Here is an 18,176-nt window from a genome sequence, read left to right on the forward strand (position 1 = left end):
GAATTTCTTGACGACCATAGAACATTGGAACCACCTGATCCCATCCCGAACTCAGTAGTGAAACGATGTATCGCCGAAGGTAGTGTGGGGTTTCCCCATGTGAGAGTAGGTCATCGTCAAGATTGAATTCCGAAACCCCTCATCGCTCTTGCGATGAGGGGTTTTGTCGTTATGGAGCCCGAAAAAAGCCCGCGCAGGCTTTCGCGCTGAGCGGGCTTCAGTGATGGTGCGTGAATCAGCCAAAAAGGCTGCGTACGTTACTCATCGCGCCGTCAGCAAACCCCTGAAGAAACGCCTCAAATGCATCCCCTTCAGGACCTCCCTGAACAGGGTCGGCAACAATCGTCCAACGGGCCACACACGCACCTTCCCCGGTAGCTTCAACAGTCATTGCCGCCCATAGGTTACTCACCGGTAAGCTGGTGTGGATCAGTGACCAGGTCATGTACAGCGCCTGATCATCCCGGGAGTTCAGTTGTTCGATGGCCACGTTACCGTCCTTGAACAATTTCCTTCGAACCGAGCCAGGCCCTTCCCCGGTGACTTCAATGCTGTCCAGCGCGGGTATGAAGGCTTGGAAACCGCCAAAATTCCCCACCACAGCCCATACGCTGGCTGCGTTACCGGGTACTTCCACGGCTGAAGCCACTCGGCACGACACCGGATTCTGGATAAGGGTGTCGGGCTTCAGATTACTGTGAAGTGTGCTCATGTCTTTCTCCATTTACGTCAGTGGGGTATCAATTCAGATGAAGCCGATTTCTTTCAGGTAATCGCAGCCCTTGTGCAACAGCACAGGGGTTTTCTGCGGGTATTGCTCGCCCATACGGTGAATGCCGCTGAGGGTGTTGCGGTACTCGATCATCGAGATGTCGCCGATGTCTTCTTCAAACCCGTCGAGATAGAAACCCAGCACACCAAACAAAGCGTTCTGACTGTCAACACGGCCGAGTTGGGCCTGCCATTGCTCGACGCTGACCAGCTCGAACTGACGGCCTGCCCCGCGGAAGGCGTCCACATAGTTATTCCAGCTCAAGGGCTCGGGGTTATGCAGGTTGAACACGGCGTGTTCCGGTTGATAACGACTGGCATGGAAGCCGATGAAGCGTGCCAGGAAGTCCACCGGCATCAGGTCGAAGTTGATGGCGAACGCCGGAACCTGACCCAGTTGCAGCGAGCCTTTGAGCATCAGCATCAGGCGGTTTTTTTGCGGCTGGCACACGCCGGTGACGCTGTTGAACGCGATGTTGCCGGGCCGATAGATGTTCACCCAGGCACCTTGCTCTCGCGCGCGCTGCAGAACACGCTCAGCTACCCATTTGGACAGGTTGTAACCGTTCTTGATGTAGATCGGCGGGGTAGCGGCAGCGGGCTGTTCAAGCACGTTACCGGCTGCATCGACTGCACTGCAGGCGGAAAGGGTCGAGACGAAGTTGAAGATCTTTTTGCTGCGCCCCTCACACAGCTTCAGGCATTCAAAGACCGGCGCAACATTGTCTTTGACGAGGGTTTCATAGTCCTGCACATGGTTCACATTGGCAGCGTTATGCACCAGCGCACCGAACTCGCTATCCAGTCGTTCATATACCGCTTCAGTGAGACCCAGCCTGGGCCTGGTCACGTCAGCGGCGTAGACTTTCACGCGACTCAGGTCCAGATGATCCAGACGGTTTTCCCGCAGTGAATGCTCGAAACGCTGTTGTGCGCTTTGCCCCGCAGCTTCACGAACCAGGCAGGCGATCTCTGTCGCCCCCCAGTTCAACAGCGCTTCAACGATATGCACACCGAGAAAACCGTTGGCACCGGTAACAATCACTTTATGAACATCACCCAGCTGGCTGATGGGCAAAGTCGTCAGCGGGGTATTCGCGTCGGCATCCAATAGAGCCTGCGCACTGATGGTGTAAGCCGAAGCACCATCGCTGTCGATCAGGCTGGCCAGTGTCAGGACGGTAGGTGCTTCTATAAAACGGTTGATTGGAATGCTGCGCCCAAACCGCTCACGAACCCCCAGCAACAGACGTGACAGCAGAATCGAATGACCGCCCAGATTGAAAAAGCTTTCGTCCGTAGAGATATCTTCTGACGGCAGTCCCAGCAGTTCGGCCCATAACGCCAGCAGCGCTTGCTCCTGCTCGGTCTGCGGCAGACGACCAATGCGTTGCCCGCTGAAGCTCAGCGGTATTTCCAGAAGTGCCTTGCGATCGACCTTGCCGTTGCTGGCAAACGGCAGACTGGGCAGCGTCGTGTACACAGCAGGATGCATGTAGTCAGGCAGCAGACGTTGCACATGCGCTCTCAACGCCTGTTCGTCATGCTCCCGATACGGTTGAGCGAGAAACGCCAGAATGCGTCGCTGCCCGTCGATCACCACAGCCACCTGTCGATACAGCCCGCTGTCGCGCAAACAATGCTCGATCTCTTCCGGCTCGACCCGAAAGCCGCGAATCTTTACCTGATTATCGCGGCGTCCGCTCAGTAGGATGCCATCAGCCGTCCACTTGGCGATATCGCCGGTGCGATAGGCCCGCAGTTGCTGCCCGTCCGGCTTGGTCAGCCACACATAGCGCTCGGCGGTAAGCGGGGGATTGTTTACGTAGCCCAGGCAAACACCAGGACCGACGATATACAGCTCACCCGGCGTTTGCTCCGCTACGGGTTGCAATTGCTCGTCGAGAATCCAAGCCTGGCTGTTGGCAATCGGTCGTCCCAGATGCCGATTGCTACTGGACGGCCCGAACTCACAGGCTGTGACCAATACGGTGGCTTCGGTAGGGCCATACAGGTTGTGGAAATGACACTGCCTGGTGAGTTGCGTAATCACATGCGGCTCACAGACGTCGCCCCCGGTCATGACATGCTCCAGCCCCAAAGGCTGATCCAGCGGCAGAATGCTCAACAGTGCCGGTGGCAGAAACGCGTGAGTGATGCCTTGTTGCAGCACGCTGACCAGTTGCAATGGATCACGCCGCTGGTCTTCATCAGGCACCACCAGTTCGGCACCACTGAGCCAGGTGGGAAAAATGTCGATGATCGACGAATCAAAGCTCAACGTAGAAAACTGCAGCACCCGGCTCTGCTCGCGCAGGCTCACATACTCGGCGTACCAGGCAGTGAAATGGCTGAGGTTGTGCTGGCTGAGCAGTACGCCTTTCGGCTGCCCGGTGGTGCCTGACGTATACAGCGCCATGCAGGGCGCGTTCTGCGCGGCATGAACGCGCATGCGGGCTGAAACGGCATCCCCCATAGGCACCGCAGCAATATCCAGTGCCGGAAACTCCGCAGCGGCCAGTGGGTGCGAGCCGTCGTGAAGCAACAGCATCGCTCCCGAGTTTTCCAGAATGTACTGCTGACGCTGCAAAGGCTGGCCAGGATCAAGCGGCAGATAAACCGCACCGCAGCCCAGAATCGCCAGAATGCCCGCATACAACTCGGGTGACTTGGGCAGGCAGATGCCGATCACCGGAGGCGTGTCAGCTTTCGCAGACGCCAGCAAAGGCACCAACAGGCGCTGAATGGCGGTGCTGTGCGCGTGCAGTTCTCGATAGCTGAGCGTCTGATTACGAACCGACAGTGCCGGGCGTTCGGCAAACATCAGCAGCGCCTGTTCCAGCCGCTCGGTGATCGAGGTTTCAGCCCGCTTCAGCAGGTGTGGTTGTTCTGTCTGATTCAGGCGATGCTCGAAGAGCAAATCATCCATCGCCTGCAAGCCATCCTGCCGGTCACTCTGAGCGGGTGTTGCAGTAGGCAGACTGTTGAAATAATCATCGTCCCTGGACAACCGACTGACCTGCAACGCCACCAGCTCCACCATGCCTGCGACAGCCGCATCTCGCAGTACCCGGCCGTTGCCTGACTCCTCGGCCGGCAGCCACTCATGAGCTATCAGGCGTCGAGCATTGGCCGGCCCATGCCAGCAGAGCAGCTCCAGGCGAGGCAGACCGTGCGCCAGCTCCGCGCTGAAGCCGACCCGCAGGCCCAGATGAGTGCCGTGGCCTCGTACCCCGCGAAGGTCCAGACTGCCGTCCTCGATCAGGACGCAACCGTCAGGCATCGTCAACGCATACAGCGCCTGCTGGTCAGACAGATGCCGCACGCCATGGCCGTGGTCCAGCAGCTCGGCATTCAGATCGCTCAGGGTCAGGCTGTGACCGATGAGCACAATCTCCAGGCGCTTCATTGCAGCGTCCCCTGAGCCGGTAGGTAGTCCGCCAGCGCACGCTGCACACAGGGGTCGTCCAGCATCAAGCTGCTCTTGAAGAAGCGCATGATATTGGCGACCAGTGGGTGGTGGCGGTTGACTGGGAAACTCACGGCCCTGGTTTCATCCTTGAGCGCCTGCTTGATGGTGTCCGGCACCTGCAAGTGCTCGATCAGGGTGAAATCGAAGCCGTTCTGTATGTCATTGGTCAAATACTGAGCGATAAACACCGGCAGGATGCGCGCGATGGATTCCCGATCCTGCTCGTCTGCGGTGTGCCAGTAGATTCGTACCAGCCGCGCCCAGAATCCTGAATGACGTCCCTCATCCAGCAGATGGTCTGCCATCAGTCCCTTGACCGATTGCTTGACCGAGTCGTCCTTGGCGAACGCCGCTACGTCATTGGTCACGGTGTTTTCCGCGATAGCCACGCAGATGAGCTCAACTGCACTGCGCAGATGCTCCGGAGCCAGAGCCAGCGCGGCGGGTATGGCCCGGCTGAGTTCGATTTCGTCAGGCAGCTGAATCGGCTCTATGCCCGTCAGCGCGATGGTCTGTTGCATGAAGTCCATCGCCACCAGCGCGTGATAGTCCTCGTCGACCACCACCGTCATCGCGTCATAGCGGCAGGCAAACGGGAAGCGAATCGTGAAGTTGTCCTTGGCGATACTGCGTGCGGTCTTGTCGACGATCTCGGTTTCAAAGATCACCACATCGTTGATGAACTTATAGAGGCTCTGCACCAGTGCGTAATCGCGCAAATGCGCGCACTCGCGGGTAAACGTGTCACTGAGCACCAGCGGCTGACGGCTGAGGGGGTAGATCAGTTTTTCATCGTTCTCGACCATTCTGCGCGGACGAGTACGAATGGTGGCGCGGCCTTCCCACGCATCGATGAACGACGTGTAGTCTTCTGCTTTCATGATGTCTTCCTTGTAAAGGCTTCAGGGTGTTGCGAGCGGGTGTTACGCACTGGCCTGCATCAATGGCGCGCGCATGCTCATGCGCAGCGTGTCCCATAGCCGGACCCTGCTTTCCACCGCTGCGATGGCCGCCTGATACACCTCTCGTTCACGCTGCGCGTCGCCGCCAATCAGACGGGCCAGCAACTGCTCCGCTGCCGGGCCGTGGTCCTCGGAGTCCACTTCGATGTGGCGCTCCAGGTAGTAACGGAAGGTGGGTGCCTGTTCGACGGTGATGCCCCAGTCGTCGAGGATGCTCTGGAACATCTGTGGGATGACGCTTTCGCGCCCGTGCAGAAACGCCGCAGCAACGCTGTGTGCGGGGGCATGAAGGGCGGTGTCGAGGGTGTGCGTCACGAATGCTGATGCGGCCTGGCCTGCGTTGACCCGTTGCAGGGCCGTTGTGTAATGCAGGCCCTGCTGCTGCAGCTGGATGAAACGCTCGATCTGTAACGTGCTCGCGCCAATCTCGCGCATGGCGTCCAGGTACAGCTCGAAGTGGCTGTAATGACCTGAATCCAATCGGTCGTCGGACTCTTCCCCCAGCACGATCTCGTTGATCAGGCGGGCGGCGCAGGCATCGGCCGGTGGCAGCCATGGCAGTTGCGTGCAGGTCAGTTCCTGTTGCAGACGTTTGGTCAGAGACATGAAATCCCAGACGGCGAATACATGGGTTTCCATAAAGCGTCGCAATACGCCCAACGTCGTGATTTCGGCAAAAATCGGGTGACGGCTAAGTTCAACTTTCTTTTGGTCGAGCAGCGTTTTCTCACAATGCATGGTGATGTCCCTATGGTCATGGTAGCGGTAGGTGGCAGTACAGTTATTCGAAGTTTTAACGTGTCGTCCGTGCAGGATGAATGTGATGAAAGACCTGAATGCAAGGCGAACAAAGGCCTGAAGGCAGGGGCGATAATTAGCCGCAACTGCACGTCGGTTATAGCCATTCAAGAGCGTCCATAACTTCAACTTGCCGGTCTGTAGCCCTTATGGATTGCGGCTTTGCGTCCGGCTGCCGTCAATTACGCTGACGGCGAAGAAAACTTAAAACAAATTTAATGCAGTGCGCAATTCTTTTTTAATAATATTTAAGTTGTTGTTTTTGCGGCGTGTAAGTTGCCATATAAAACACGTGGAATATGTTTTATAGGGACGCAGGCAACCCTTCCGACTGATTGAGTCAGAATTATCAATAATGAGTGAATGCCTCACTCAGCGTTGCCGTTATGCTGAATAATCAGGTGCCTGGGTTTTTTAATGGGCAATGTTGGAAATGACTTCCAATGTCGGTTTGCCCCGTTCAACAACTCCTTGTTCATTGGGTTCAAATGAACACAGAACTGCTCCGGTGCTGCGTGGACAGTTCAGCCGTAGCCAGAGAACACCCTCAGGTTGAGTCCTCTGGGCCTCACCCGAGTTTGCCTGATTCCTGTGTCGGGCCACCCGGCAGATCAGGAAAATAGCTATAAAAACGCCATGCCAGGCGTCGGGCCTGACCGGTGTTGAAGGCAGGTTGGGAAAGCGCGGGGGAAATGCGAGCGGCTAATCTGCAGGCGTCATGCCATTGCCTGGTGGATTAGCCGTCTCAATGATTCAGGCGGGGGTTTTCTTTGCTGTACGGGCCGGTTTGGCGTTGATGGCCTTGTTGCTGCTCAGGTACTGGGTGACGGCCTGCACGCCGCGGTTGAGGTGGTGCTGCAGCGCTTCGACACATGGCTCGACCGCTTTCTGTTCGGCGAGCCGCAGCAGATGCCAATGGTCATCCTGAGAAAGCTTGCCCAGCCCCATGGCGGAAAGATTGAAACGCAAGAAGCGCTCTTCCTCGTTCAGACCTTCTTCAACCAGGCGCATCAGGCGCTTGTTGTGAGTCTTGGCATACAACGACAAGTGGAACATCCGGTTGAGCCTGCCGATCTGACCGAAGTCCGTCTCGACTTCAAGCTGCTCGATATAGCCTGCAGCCGCTGCCAGATCGTCCGCGTCCAGCAACGGAATGGACAAGCGCAACGCCTCGGACTCCAGAAGGATCCGCAAGGCATAAGCGTCCACGGCGTCTTCGGTAATCAACGGTGCGACTACTGCGCCCTTGTGCGTTTCGACCCGCAACAGCGACTGCGCCTCGAGCTGGCGCAGTGCTTCGCGCACAGGCATGCGGCTGACGCCAAACAGTGTGGCCAGCTCCTGTTGGCGCAGGGCCGTGCCACTGGGAAGACTGCCATCGATAATGGCATTTCGCAGCTTTTCTTCAATCACGGTTCTGGCAAGGTGCGCCGGAGGCTGCTCGTTGCCCAGTACGGAGCTTAGAAAGGCTTCTCTATCTGATTTGCGCATCGGTCTACTTCTTCATCAACCTTGGCTGGATAAAGTCCAATTAATCGCTGGATTGCCGACAGACTAGCCAAGACTTGCCAGTAAGTCGCGAAAATAGAAGCATCATCATGTTTTGCTGCAAGTGCCGGGTTGCGGTTCAGCCCTGCGAGCCTCAATGAGTACGCGCCTATCTTAGCGCTCATTCGCTCCGTGTACCGAGTGGGCATTCGTAGGTAACAGGAGTTTCACGTTATGTTTTTATGAAATAACGCTCTGAAACGGGCGTTTCAGAGCGCAGTAGAGTGGCGTTCGCGGCATAAAGCCGCAGGCGGAATCGCTTCAGCGAGTCAGGCGGCCAGACACAAAGTGCTGAACATCATTGAAACCGGGCGTCGATGCATGCCCAGGTGTTACCAGCGAATCGATAAATGCCTCATCCTCGGCGGTAATATCAACCGTTAGTGCCTTGGTGTAACCGTCCCACTGCTGCTCGGTCCTCGGACCAACGATTGCCGAGGTCACGGCGCGGTTGTTGAGCACCCAGGCAATGGCGAACTCGACAATACCTACACCCTTGTCCTGCACGTACTCTTGAATTCGCTGCGCAATACGCAGCGACTCCACGCGCCATTCGGTTTCCAGCAGCCGCTTGTCCTGACGCCCGGCCCGGCTTTCACTGTCGGGGGCGATGTCCGGGGCGTATTTACCGCTGAGCACCCCGCGTGCGAGCGGGCTGAAAGGCACCACACCCAAGCCGTGATACGCCGCTGCGGTGATCTGCTCGACTTCGGCCTGACGGTTGACGATGTTGTACAGCGGCTGGCTGATGACCGGCTTGTCTACGCCCAGGCGCTGCGCGACGTTGACGATTTCAGCGATTCGCCAGCCGCGAAAGTTCGACACACCCCAGTAGCGGATCTTGCCCTGACGGATCAGATCACCAATGGCCGAGACGGTCACTTCAAGTGGTGTGTCCTGATCTTCCTTGTGCAGGTAGTAGATATCCACATAGTCGGTGTCCAGACGCCGCAGGCTGTTCTCGATGGCATTGAAGAGGTGCTTGCGGTTCAGACCGGCGCGATTGGGCACGCCGTCGGCTGGCCCGATGGCGACCTTGGTGGCCAGCACCCAGTCACTGCGTTGGGCGGCGATGGCCCGGCCAACGATTTCTTCCGAGCGCCCACCGTTGTAGACATCCGCCGTGTCGATGAAATTGATGCCCTGATCCCTGGCCTTGTCGATGATGCGCAGGGACTCTTCGGCACCGGTCTGCTCGCCGAACATCATCGAGCCGAGTGTCAGGGTGGAAACCTTGAGGCCGGACTGGCCGAGGGTTCGATAATTCATGCTCAACATCTCCATGTCATTCAGAAGAGTTCAGGCAGCCCCCACGCCTTGAGCGGGAAGTCGGCCAGCGAGGCAAGCAGCAGGTCTGCATGCTCGTATTGCTCGACCGGCATATGCGAGTCCGGTACGGCAACAGCGTACATGCCCGCGGCCTTGGCGGCCGTCACACCGAACGGCGAGTCTTCGAAGACCAGGCAATCACTTGGCGAGACGCCAAGGCGGCGGGCGGCGACCAGAAAGATGTCCGGGGCCGGTTTGGCAGCGCCGACTTCCGGGTCGTCTGCGGTCACGACGGTATCGAACAGCTCGAACCACGCGCGGTGCAGCGTTGTCTTGGCCTCGAAGTAATGCACCGACGAGCTGGTGCCCACGGCGATGGGAATATTGTGGGCTGCCAGATGCCTGACCAGCGCCTCGGCTCCGGGCATTGCCGGCGCTTTGGGAAAACGCTCTTCGAGCATCGGTTCACGGGTTTCGAGAAACTCGTCGATCGACATCGGCAATTCAAGCGTCTTGATCACGTAATCCGAGAAATCCCGGGCACCGCGGCCAATGGTGTGCTGTTTGATGGACCAGTCGAAGGTGCGCCCGTGGCGGCTGGCGATCAAGTGGGTGACTTCGGTATAAACCCCCTCGGTGTCCAGCAACAGGCCATCCATGTCGAAAATGACGGCCTTGATCGGGCCTCGTTCGGTGTGTTGCTCGCTCATGTGATCACATCCCGTTCTCAAATTCGTTTCAGCCTAACGTTTCCGTGAATACCGTGGCTACCCTGTGTTTCTGATAATCTTTCGCGGTTTTCAACTGTGCTGCCAGTCCCGGTACGACTTTCCCATCATCAGAACGGATATCTTCACGTCACTATGAATAAATCAGCAGGTATAGCGATTGGCGTCATCGTCGTAGCGGGCGCACTGGTTACGGCGGGTGCCTGGTACACGGGCAATCAACTGGAAGGCGCGCTGACCGACTCCATCAGCAAGGCCAACCAGGAACTCGTGAAGTCGTTCAAGGGCACCGACACCAGCGTCAAACTGGAAATGCTCTCGCTGGAAAAGCACTTCTTCAGCAGCACGGCGCACTATCGCGTGGACATCCAGAACCTGTCCGATAGCACCCAGGGCGGCCAGTTCCTGTTTGTCGACCAGATCGAGCACGGGCCCATTCCGTTGTCGCACCTCAAGACCCTGAACCTGCTGCCCGTCATGGCCCTGAGCAATTTTCAGATGGAGAAAAGCCCTAGCGCCGAAAAGTGGTTCGCCATGAGCAAGGACGTTCCACCGCTCAAGGGGCAGGCCAGCATCGGCTATGACCGCGCCACCAAAGGCACGCTGCAGATGGCCCCGCTGGAAATGACCGACGTCGACGGTACGTTCAGGTTTTCCGGGCTCGACCTGAATGCCGAGTCGTCCGCCGATGCCGAAAAATTCAGCCTGGCTGGCAACATGGAAAACCTGCAGCTCAACGTTGCGTCACCTGACGGCCCGGTCAGCATCGACGTCAAAGGCATGACCTTTGACACGGGCGGCACCAAAGGCAAGTCCGGTTTCTATCTGGGCCACACCAACATGAAAATCCAGAGCGCGGGCTTTCAGGTGGTGGGCAAGCCGCCGGTGCAGATCAAGGACTTCACCAACACCAACCTGGCGCAGGAAGATGCCGGTAACCTGGCTGCCCAGATCAACTACGATGCCGGCATGATTTCCTACGCAGGCAAGGACGTTGGTTCAGCGCACATGGGCTTCAAAATAGCCAACTTCGATGTGGTGGCCACTCAGGCGCTGTATCAGTTGTATCAGGATAAGATCCTGCCTCAACAGCAGCAGGCCGCGCTGGAGAAACGTCCGTTTCGTCTTGAGCTGAACCCGGCTGATCAAGAGCTGATGAACACCCAGATGAAAAAGCTGCTGATCGCCAAGCCGCATATCGAACTGGAAAAACTCTCGCTCAAGACCAGCAACGGCGAAAGCCACATGCGCATCGCGGTGGACCTGGCCGATCCAGGCCCGCTCGATCAGCCTTCCGATTCGCTGCTCTTGAAAGGCCTCGGCGAAGTCAACGCCAGGGTTGTCCTGTCCAAGCCGATGATCCGCGATCTCGCTACCCAGCAAGCCATTCGTGAAGGCCAGACCGACCTCAAGGTCATCGCCGAGCAGGCCAAGGCCGCTGGCGACATGGCCAGCGCCATGGCGGAGATGATGCAACTGGCCAAGGTCGATGGTGACAACATCGTTTCCGACCTGCGTTATGCCAACCAGATGGTCGACTTCAATGGCCAGAAAATGACCGTGCAGCAATTCATGAGCAACGTGATGGGCAAGGTCGGCGTGCTGGGCAACCAGTAAGCCGCCTGCAACACGGTCTGCTGTCAGGGCGGGCAATCTACCGTCCTGACAGCAGAGGCCCTGCTACCGAGTCAGCCCGCGCAGGGTATCCGCCAGTTGCCGGGTACGTTGCGAGGTGCCCGCCGTCATGTCGCTGGAGCCTTCCAGCTCCGCCAGCAGGCTGGTGAGCGTGCCGACTTCCAGGGATTGCTCTTCGATATGCTGCGCAACCTTGCGAATCTCCTCGGCCAGACGCTCGATATCCGTGCCGATGTCATTCGCGTTTTGCGTGGTTTTCTGCGCCAGCTGACGCACTTCATCGGCGACCACTGCAAAGCCACGGCCCATTTCGCCGGCCCGAGCTGCCTCGATGGCGGCGTTCAGCGCCAACAGATTGGTCTGCCCGGCGATCTGCTGAATCATCTGCACGACTGACTGGATGCGCAGGCTGGACTTGGCCAGCTCCCGAGAGCCAAGCACTACCTCGTCGGCCTGGCTGACCAGGCTCTTGACGGTATTACCCGCCTTGTCGATGACCGTTTCCTGCTGCGTGATGGTCTGGGACAGTTCATCCATCGAAACATGCAGCTCGCCTGAGTAGTGGCGCAACTGATCGGCGATTTCTTCCTGATCCTGATGAGCCTTGACCAGTACATCGCCCAGATCGCTCAGGCCGCCGAACACCGGGCGGATCTGCTCGTCCAGACCACTCGGGTCAATGGTTTGCACAAAGTTACGCTGCTTGAACTGGTCGATCTGCTTGACCACCACATGGCTCAAACCGGCCAGCTTCTTGATCTGCCGACGCAGGAAGAACGCCTTGAATTCGCCGTAATAGGCAATGAAGTTATCGATGTAATCGTCGCGGAACGGCTGACCTTCCGGCACCTTGAAAAAGAACACTGCGGTGAGGGTCTGGTTGAGGTTCAAACCCAGAATCTCGCCGAAGGTCGAGAAGCCCACCACTGGCGTCTCGCCGAACACATCATTCATGCGGCCCAATTCACTGCCGTTGTTCAGACGACGCAGAATGCAGTCGCTCAACAGACCGAGCAGCGGCTTGCCGGACTTGCCCTGTAGAAAGCGCGTGAAGTCCTTGCGCGTGGTGTCGATCATCGACGTCCGTTTGACCATCACCAGTTCTTCGCCGGGTGCCACGTCGCAGAACAGATGAACCCGCTCGCTTTCATAATCGATGCGCGCAATCGAGCGCACGAACAGCTCTTCGCCTACCCGGATGGCGAACGAGTACTGCGCCAGCTTGCCTTCCAGCTCATGCCGCTCGCACTTCAGCGCATCACACAGCGCTGCAACCATCGTGGCAATCTCGCCTCTGGAATTGACCACCTGGCTGATGTAGCGCTCTTCCAGCGAGGCGGTCAGGACACTCAGGCTCAGTGGCGTTGGCTCGAAGTTCTGGCTCTTGAAGACGCCAAAGCGCACATTCTTTGCGCTCTTGAGGAACACGACCTGAGCATGGTTCTCGTAGCTGCGTTTACCGTCGTGAATCAGCGTCTTTTTGAAGTCGCTTTTGCCGCCTGCAGAGCCACCCACGAACAGGCATGGGAAACGCCCTGACTCGTAGAGCGCTTCCATGAAAAACGACTCCGAGGCCGAAAGGCCGTCAAAGGTGACGTAGGCCAGCGTATCCCTGTGGTCGATAGGCGTGCTGACCTGAGTGCGCTTGATCGAGTCGGTTAGCCGCGCAATGCGCTCACGCATGGACAGTCGCTTGCCCGTGCCGCGAATATCTTCGCTGTGCAGGGGAATATGCACCACCTCGGCACTCTGGATAACGCTTGAGTCGAACAGCGCCAGCACGATCCGGTCCCACTGATTACCCGCCGCGCAATACAGCGAATCATTGCTGGAGCACAGTTCGCCGGATGTTGTGCACAGGCTGATCTTGGCGTTGGGAAAGCGTGCCGCGACAGACTGGGCAACCTGACCGAAGTCGACGTGAGGTGAAACGAAGCCTGTCAGGTAGACCGGGTCAAAACTTAACGCCAACAGCGTGTCGTTCAATTCCCGCGCGGACGTAATGACACTGAGTACGCCTCCGGTCCGCGAAGTGCCGGCCCGAAAACGAGATAGAAAGCTCATGGTTGAATCCGTAAGAGTAAAAGGCAGGGGCCGTAAAAAAGGCCGAGGTCTTTTAATCGGCTGCTGACGGGTTCAGGTTAGCCGGTGGGCGATGAATTTTGCCTATGCGTGCCGCTCAGGACATGTTCAGCATCAACGCTCTGATCAGGGCAAGCGTCTGGCGATGCACCGAATCATAGTGATTATTGTGGCAATAGGGCCGTACTGACAGGGTGATGGAATCGGCTGTCGTAGAGGACAGATGCACATCGACCGCGGGGCTGCTCAGTACATTGGGGAGGCGGGCGATTTGATCCTTGAGGCGCGGAATGATCGCCTGCTCGTCGGCAGTGCCTGGCAATATTGCGGTCAGTTCGACGCTGCGGAAATCATTGCTGGAAAAATTGATGATCGTGTCAGAGAAGATCTTGTTGTTGCCCACCAGATTCAACACGTTTTCCGAGGTGTTGATCGACGTGACGAACAGTCCGATCTCGACCACTGTCCCGGTCACACCCGCAGCCGAAGTCATATCGCCGACCTTGAAGGGCCGCAGCACGATGATGAAACCACCTGCCGCCAGATTGGCCAGCAAACCCGACCACGCCATGCCGATCGCCAGCGCCACGGCCGCCAGCAATGCCGCAAAGCTGGTGGTCTCGATGCCGCAATAGCTCAAGATGGCGATCACCAGAATGATATTCAGCGTCACCGTGATGAACGAGCCGACATAGCGCAGAACCGTCGGATCAAACCGCTGCCGCGTCAGCGAACGCTGCGCCATCCTCACCAGCACGCCGATCAGCCAGCGACCCACTATCCACAACAAGGCTGCGATCACCAGCCTCAAAACGACAGTTGTTCCGTACTGCAGAACGATATTGAACAACGAGTTGATTCCGTCAGTGCCGATATTGATGACATTCAGCGCATCCATCACCGCAACTCCCGACCGCAGGGCTCGCCCGGCAGATGGCCTGCGGGGCGGAGCCGTACATTGAAGGGCAAAGCAGGGCGGTGGCTACTGGTAGTTTTGACTGGAGGCAAAGAGCCTTCAAGTGGCGCTGGTCGCCGACTCGGTGATAGGCAGTAACCAGCGTACGTTGAGTTTATTTTTTGTTTTTTGATACGTAGTCAACGATGTCTTGTACAGTTTTCAGTTCGAGAAAGTCTTTGTCCAGAATCATGAACCCAAACTCGTCTTGTATAGCCATAACGGCTTCTGCGGAATCCAAGTCGTCCGAATTTAAGTCTTCGACTAACCTGTCTGTCGGTTTTATTCTTGATTCTGATAGGCCAAGTTTCTCGGACAAAATTGCTATCACTTTTGCTTCAGTGTCGCTCATGATCACGCGCTCCTTGCATGTAGATTTACAGCCATTTAAAAGAACGTTAGTCCACCTCAAAAACGCTGTCTACTGTCAGAAATAGCAGGTATTCGGGATTAATTCAGCATAGGCTTGAACCTCAATAGCCAAACGCCGAAAGAGGGTGACTCGTGACGTTTAAAGAACTCAAGGGGTATGTGAGCAGCGCTGACGCCGACCTGGTCCGTCTTGAGTCGGTCGACCAGAGCCATTACCAGACGCTGCTCAGGCTTGGATTTGTGGCCGCCGGTGAGCCGGGTATCCATGTGCTGGGTGTCATGGACGAGCAGCACAAGGCAAGAGTATTCGATGCATTGCGCCTGGAAGGTATCGCCTTTTCTGGCGGTCGAGAGTGGTGCCCTGCGCAGGTATTTGAATACATGAGGGACAAGGGACTGCTGAGCGGACCTTTCTTGACAGTCGTCTGGACAGCGCCGGGCCAATATCGGGTTGTCCATGGTTGAAAAGGGCATGACTATTTACGATGTTCTTACTGTTACGCCATTCCAGCTGACGATCAGCCCTTGTACTGCATAGGCATGCAACCCTTCAATCTAAAACGGGAAAAGCGGTAAGGCGGTCAGTATTAAGCCCCTCCCGAAATCGCTACACTCGCCACCTCACGAGGACGAACCAAGGACCTGCAATGCCGCTCCCTTCTACCACGCTGCGCCGCACGCTGGTGATCTGGTTGTATGCCGTCGCAGTCGCGCACGTGCTGGGCAGTATCGTGTTCACCTGGGCGGGTTTTTCCGGCTTGCTCGACGGCTACCTGACTACGCTTGAGCAGGCCTTCTGGACCGATGCGGTTCCCGCCGCTGCTCGCGCGCAACAGGTCTGGTGGATGGCGCTGTTTGGCGCCACCTTGCAAACCTATTCCGTATACATGCTGGCGCTTGTGCATTTGGGCAATCGTCTGAAAAGCGCCATGCCTTGGGGCTGGCTGATTGCAGGCCTGCTGCTTTGGGCTCCTCAGGACATAGCGATTTCCGTGCGCGGGGGTGTCTGGTCGCATGTGTGGCTTGATCTGGCGGCGCTGCTGGCATTGCTGCCGCCGTTATTCTGGCTGTATCGCCATGATCGCCGTACTTCTGCTGCCAGCGCGTTGAAGGAGCCCCGTGATGTCTGACTTGCCCCTTCTGTACCTGCTGGCGGGCAACGGCAGCAGTGCCGAATGGTGGGATGATGTGCTGCCGCATTTTCAGCAGCATCGGGTTGTACCGCTGGAACTGCCAGGCTTCGGCAACAATCCCCAGCCACCCTGCGAAGACCTCGCCGCCTATGCCGATGCGCTATTGGCAGCGACGGTCAGGGGCAGTGCCATCGTCGCCGTGGGCGTCAATGCATTGCTGGTCATGCATGCCTTGCAGCGCCAGCCCGGACACTTCTGCAGAAGCGTGCTGCTGGCACCGGTGGGGGCTTTTCTGTGGCAGCGGCGTTTGCCTGCGCTGATGTCGCCGCTGCCCATTCGCAAGACCATTCACTGGCTGCTGGCCAACAAGCCCACGCTGTTTGCGCACAAATTTTCCAGGCAGACCTGGCCAGCCTCGCATTACCAGCGTATGGGGGCCGGCTACGCCCGCTGCCGCGCCTTTGTTCCGTATTGGGATCTGGTGCGCGCCGACACCGCGCTGCCGCTGCTGGAATGGGTGCAAGACCCGATAGAGCTGGTCTGGGGCGATCAGGACGAGGTCCTGGGTATCGAGCAGGCGGCAGCGTGGTCGGCCATTCTGGCGCGTGCCGACCTGAGCATCAGCCTGAAACCGGGATGGGGTCACTACCCGTGGATCGACGCGCCGGCCGAATTTGCGCAGTGGCTGGAGTCGGGCGAGCGCGGCTTCGTTGCGCACACCAAAGGCGGCCGTCTGCGTCTGGCGGCCATCGCCGGGCAACCGGTGCCCGCAGCACTGTCGTTGGCGCAGGGCGATGACTCGGCCTTGCCCGCGTTTCTGGCCAGCCAGCCGGAGGCTATCTGGGCGGTGCGCTCGTCCAGCTTCGGAGAGGATCAGGCCGATGCGGCCAACGCTGGCCTGAGCACCACTTTCCTTCGCGAGCCCACCCAAAACGTACCTGCACGTATCGCAGAACTGCACGGCGCTGGCGTCGAAGAAGTCGTGGTGCAGCGGTTCATCACGCCGGTGCTTTCCGGCATCGCGTTTGCGCGTCACCTGTCGGTCGAGCTGGAGTGGGTCGAAGGGCACCTGGAATCGCTGGCCGACGGTCAGGCAAGCCCGGAGCGAGCAATCATTTCCCGCCTCGGCGATGCCTGGAACAGCGGCAGCTTCACGCCATCCCACGGTTTGACACAAGAAATGCTCTGGGACTTCCTGCAAGGCGTGCTGCGCGTTTTCCATTACGTGCCGGGCGATGTCGAGTGGGCGTGGGATGGCCGCCAGCTGTGGCTCTTGCAGTACCGCCCGATCAGTGATTACGGCTGGCGCCGACACCTGACCGCGGCCAACATCGCCGAGATCCTGCCGCCGCAGCCCAGCAGGCTGGTCGAGTACGCACAACGCCGCGCCGCAGGCAGCATCCCGGCGATCATGGCGCGTTGGGATTCACGCGTGTTGCAGGACAACGAGCCATTTACCGCACTGTTTGGCGCAGCTTCCTACATCAACAACGACCTGTTTCTCGCACGCCTGGCTGATTGGGGCATCGCCTCCAGCAGTTACGCCGATGAGGTCGGTGGCGCGACCCCGCATCTGCCCTGGCGACCGCTGCGTCTGCTGCGCTCATTACCGGTATTCCTGCGCATGCAGCGTATCGCGCGCGGCCACCTGCTGACCCTGGAAAAGCAACTGCACCGTTTCGACCGAGAGCTGCATGCCTTGACGGCCCAAGGGGCTGACGGCCAGCAATCGGCTGATTGGTTCACGCGTTTCTACGTGTTCGTCGTGCAAGGTAACCTGTGCATCGCCACCTCGCTGGCCAGCAGCGGCGGTGATCTGCTGGGACGTCCGCCAACCGCTTACGACGACCTTGAACACTGCCCGCACCGGCTACCCTGGGAAACCGACCCCGCTACGCCACGCCCAGCACAGACCGACCTGCCGCTACAGGCCTTTCCGACCTGGCCGGGTATCATTCGCGTCGCTCACCGCGCGGGCCTGCCGGGCATGCGCGGCTACTACCTGCAAGTGCGCGAGTGGTATCGCGACAACCTGATGCGCCTGTTCTTCCGCCTGCATCACGCCATGCCCAGCGCCGACAGGGCACACTGGTTTGCGCCTCATCCAGACATTCGCAGCCGCGCAGGCAGCTTCTGGCAGGACGGTCGAGAAGGCACCGAGCAGGCCACCGGTTTCATGATCTATCCGGGGCAGGTTCAAGGCATTCTGGGCGACGACATCCTGCTGGAAGACACCCTCGACCCCGGACGCCACGCGCACTACCAGAACGCCCGCGCCGTGATCGCGCGCATGGGCGGGCGTCTTTCCCACGGGTCTACGTTGCTGCGCGAACTGCGCAAGCCTTCGGCGGTGCTGCCGAATGTTGATATGGCGTGGCTGGGCAAGGAGGTGCGGTATAGGGATGGGGAATTGCTGCTGGTTGAGGGGCAGTGATAAAGCCTGAGGGTGAC

13 protein-coding genes, 1 rRNA gene and 2 pseudogenes are annotated in these 18,176 nt (G+C 58.3%); 5 read left to right on the plus strand and 11 right to left on the minus strand.

Annotated features, from left to right (window positions below; all coding sequences use genetic code 11):
- Positions 1 to 6 precede the first annotated feature (6 nt).
- Positions 7 to 122 (plus strand): 5S ribosomal RNA (gene rrf / locus RYC17_RS20885).
- 113 nt (positions 123 to 235) lie between these two features.
- Here the strand turns inward: rrf and RYC17_RS20890 are convergent.
- The 7 genes from RYC17_RS20890 to RYC17_RS20920 form a co-directional block, all read right to left on the minus strand.
- On the minus strand, positions 236 to 712 hold the full coding sequence (locus RYC17_RS20890; protein ID WP_058400000.1) for an SRPBCC family protein: 477 nt from the start codon (positions 710 to 712) through the stop codon (positions 236 to 238).
- A gap of 33 nt (positions 713 to 745) precedes the next feature.
- The gene (locus RYC17_RS20895; RefSeq protein WP_316904323.1) at positions 746 to 4,180 is read right to left on the minus strand and encodes a non-ribosomal peptide synthetase; all 3,435 of its coding nucleotides are present in this window, start codon (positions 4,178 to 4,180) and stop codon (positions 746 to 748) included.
- The gene (locus RYC17_RS20900; protein WP_316904325.1) at positions 4,177 to 5,124 is read right to left on the minus strand and encodes a diiron oxygenase; all 948 of its coding nucleotides are present in this window, start codon (positions 5,122 to 5,124) and stop codon (positions 4,177 to 4,179) included. Before RYC17_RS20900 ends, RYC17_RS20895 begins: the two co-directional genes overlap by 4 nt.
- Positions 5,125 to 5,166: 42 nt before the next feature.
- Positions 5,167 to 5,943, minus strand: coding sequence for a DUF3050 domain-containing protein (locus RYC17_RS20905; RefSeq protein WP_316904327.1), 777 nt, complete (start codon positions 5,941 to 5,943; stop codon positions 5,167 to 5,169).
- An 813-nt stretch (positions 5,944 to 6,756) separates the two neighbouring features.
- Positions 6,757 to 7,494: a GntR family transcriptional regulator gene (locus tag RYC17_RS20910; protein ID WP_005734793.1), complete on the minus strand. Its 738-nt coding sequence runs from the start codon at positions 7,492 to 7,494 to the stop codon at positions 6,757 to 6,759.
- Between the two features lie 318 nt (positions 7,495 to 7,812).
- Positions 7,813 to 8,820 carry an aldo/keto reductase gene (locus RYC17_RS20915; RefSeq protein ID WP_316904329.1) on the minus strand — a complete coding sequence of 336 codons (1,008 nt, stop codon included), beginning with the start codon at positions 8,818 to 8,820 and terminating at the stop codon, positions 7,813 to 7,815.
- A 20-nt stretch (positions 8,821 to 8,840) separates the two neighbouring features.
- The gene (locus tag RYC17_RS20920) at positions 8,841 to 9,530 is read right to left on the minus strand and encodes an HAD-IA family hydrolase (RefSeq protein WP_316904331.1); all 690 of its coding nucleotides are present in this window, start codon (positions 9,528 to 9,530) and stop codon (positions 8,841 to 8,843) included.
- A gap of 153 nt (positions 9,531 to 9,683) precedes the next feature.
- On the opposite strand from RYC17_RS20920, the gene RYC17_RS20925 reads away from it, so the two are divergent.
- Positions 9,684 to 11,165, plus strand: a complete 1,482-nt coding sequence (locus RYC17_RS20925; RefSeq protein ID WP_058400003.1) for a YdgA family protein — start codon at positions 9,684 to 9,686, stop codon at positions 11,163 to 11,165.
- A 63-nt stretch (positions 11,166 to 11,228) separates the two neighbouring features.
- On the opposite strand, the pseudogene RYC17_RS27085 reads toward RYC17_RS20925, so the two are convergent.
- The 4 genes and pseudogenes from RYC17_RS27085 to RYC17_RS20940 all read right to left on the minus strand — a co-directional run.
- Positions 11,229 to 11,585, minus strand: a pseudogene (locus RYC17_RS27085) (methyl-accepting chemotaxis protein); the annotation flags it as partial.
- A gap of 555 nt (positions 11,586 to 12,140) precedes the next feature.
- Positions 12,141 to 13,247 (minus strand): annotated as a pseudogene (locus RYC17_RS27090) (FIST signal transduction protein); the annotation flags it as partial.
- A gap of 115 nt (positions 13,248 to 13,362) precedes the next feature.
- Complete coding sequence (locus RYC17_RS20935; RefSeq protein WP_219170633.1) at positions 13,363 to 14,163, minus strand: mechanosensitive ion channel family protein; 801 nt, start codon at positions 14,161 to 14,163, stop codon at positions 13,363 to 13,365.
- 172 nt (positions 14,164 to 14,335) lie between these two features.
- Entirely contained in the window at positions 14,336 to 14,572 is a 237-nt protein-coding gene (locus RYC17_RS20940; protein ID WP_058400006.1) for an acyl carrier protein, read from the minus strand.
- Positions 14,573 to 14,724: 152 nt separating this feature from the next.
- On the opposite strand from RYC17_RS20940, the gene RYC17_RS20945 reads away from it, so the two are divergent.
- From RYC17_RS20945 to RYC17_RS20955, 3 genes are all read left to right on the plus strand, one after another.
- On the plus strand, positions 14,725 to 15,057 hold the full coding sequence (locus RYC17_RS20945; RefSeq protein ID WP_058400007.1) for a hypothetical protein: 333 nt from the start codon (positions 14,725 to 14,727) through the stop codon (positions 15,055 to 15,057).
- A 182-nt stretch (positions 15,058 to 15,239) separates the two neighbouring features.
- The gene (locus RYC17_RS20950) at positions 15,240 to 15,722 is read left to right on the plus strand and encodes a hypothetical protein (RefSeq protein ID WP_057401981.1); all 483 of its coding nucleotides are present in this window, start codon (positions 15,240 to 15,242) and stop codon (positions 15,720 to 15,722) included.
- Positions 15,715 to 18,159, plus strand: a complete 2,445-nt coding sequence (locus RYC17_RS20955; RefSeq protein WP_316904336.1) for a PEP-utilizing enzyme — start codon at positions 15,715 to 15,717, stop codon at positions 18,157 to 18,159. Before RYC17_RS20950 ends, RYC17_RS20955 begins: the two co-directional genes overlap by 8 nt.
- The last annotated feature ends 17 nt before the right edge of the window (positions 18,160 to 18,176 follow it).

Origin of the sequence: Pseudomonas syringae group sp. J248-6 (assembly GCF_032586995.1) — a bacterium.
Taxonomy (GTDB): Bacteria; Pseudomonadota; Gammaproteobacteria; order Pseudomonadales; family Pseudomonadaceae; genus Aquipseudomonas; species Aquipseudomonas amygdali.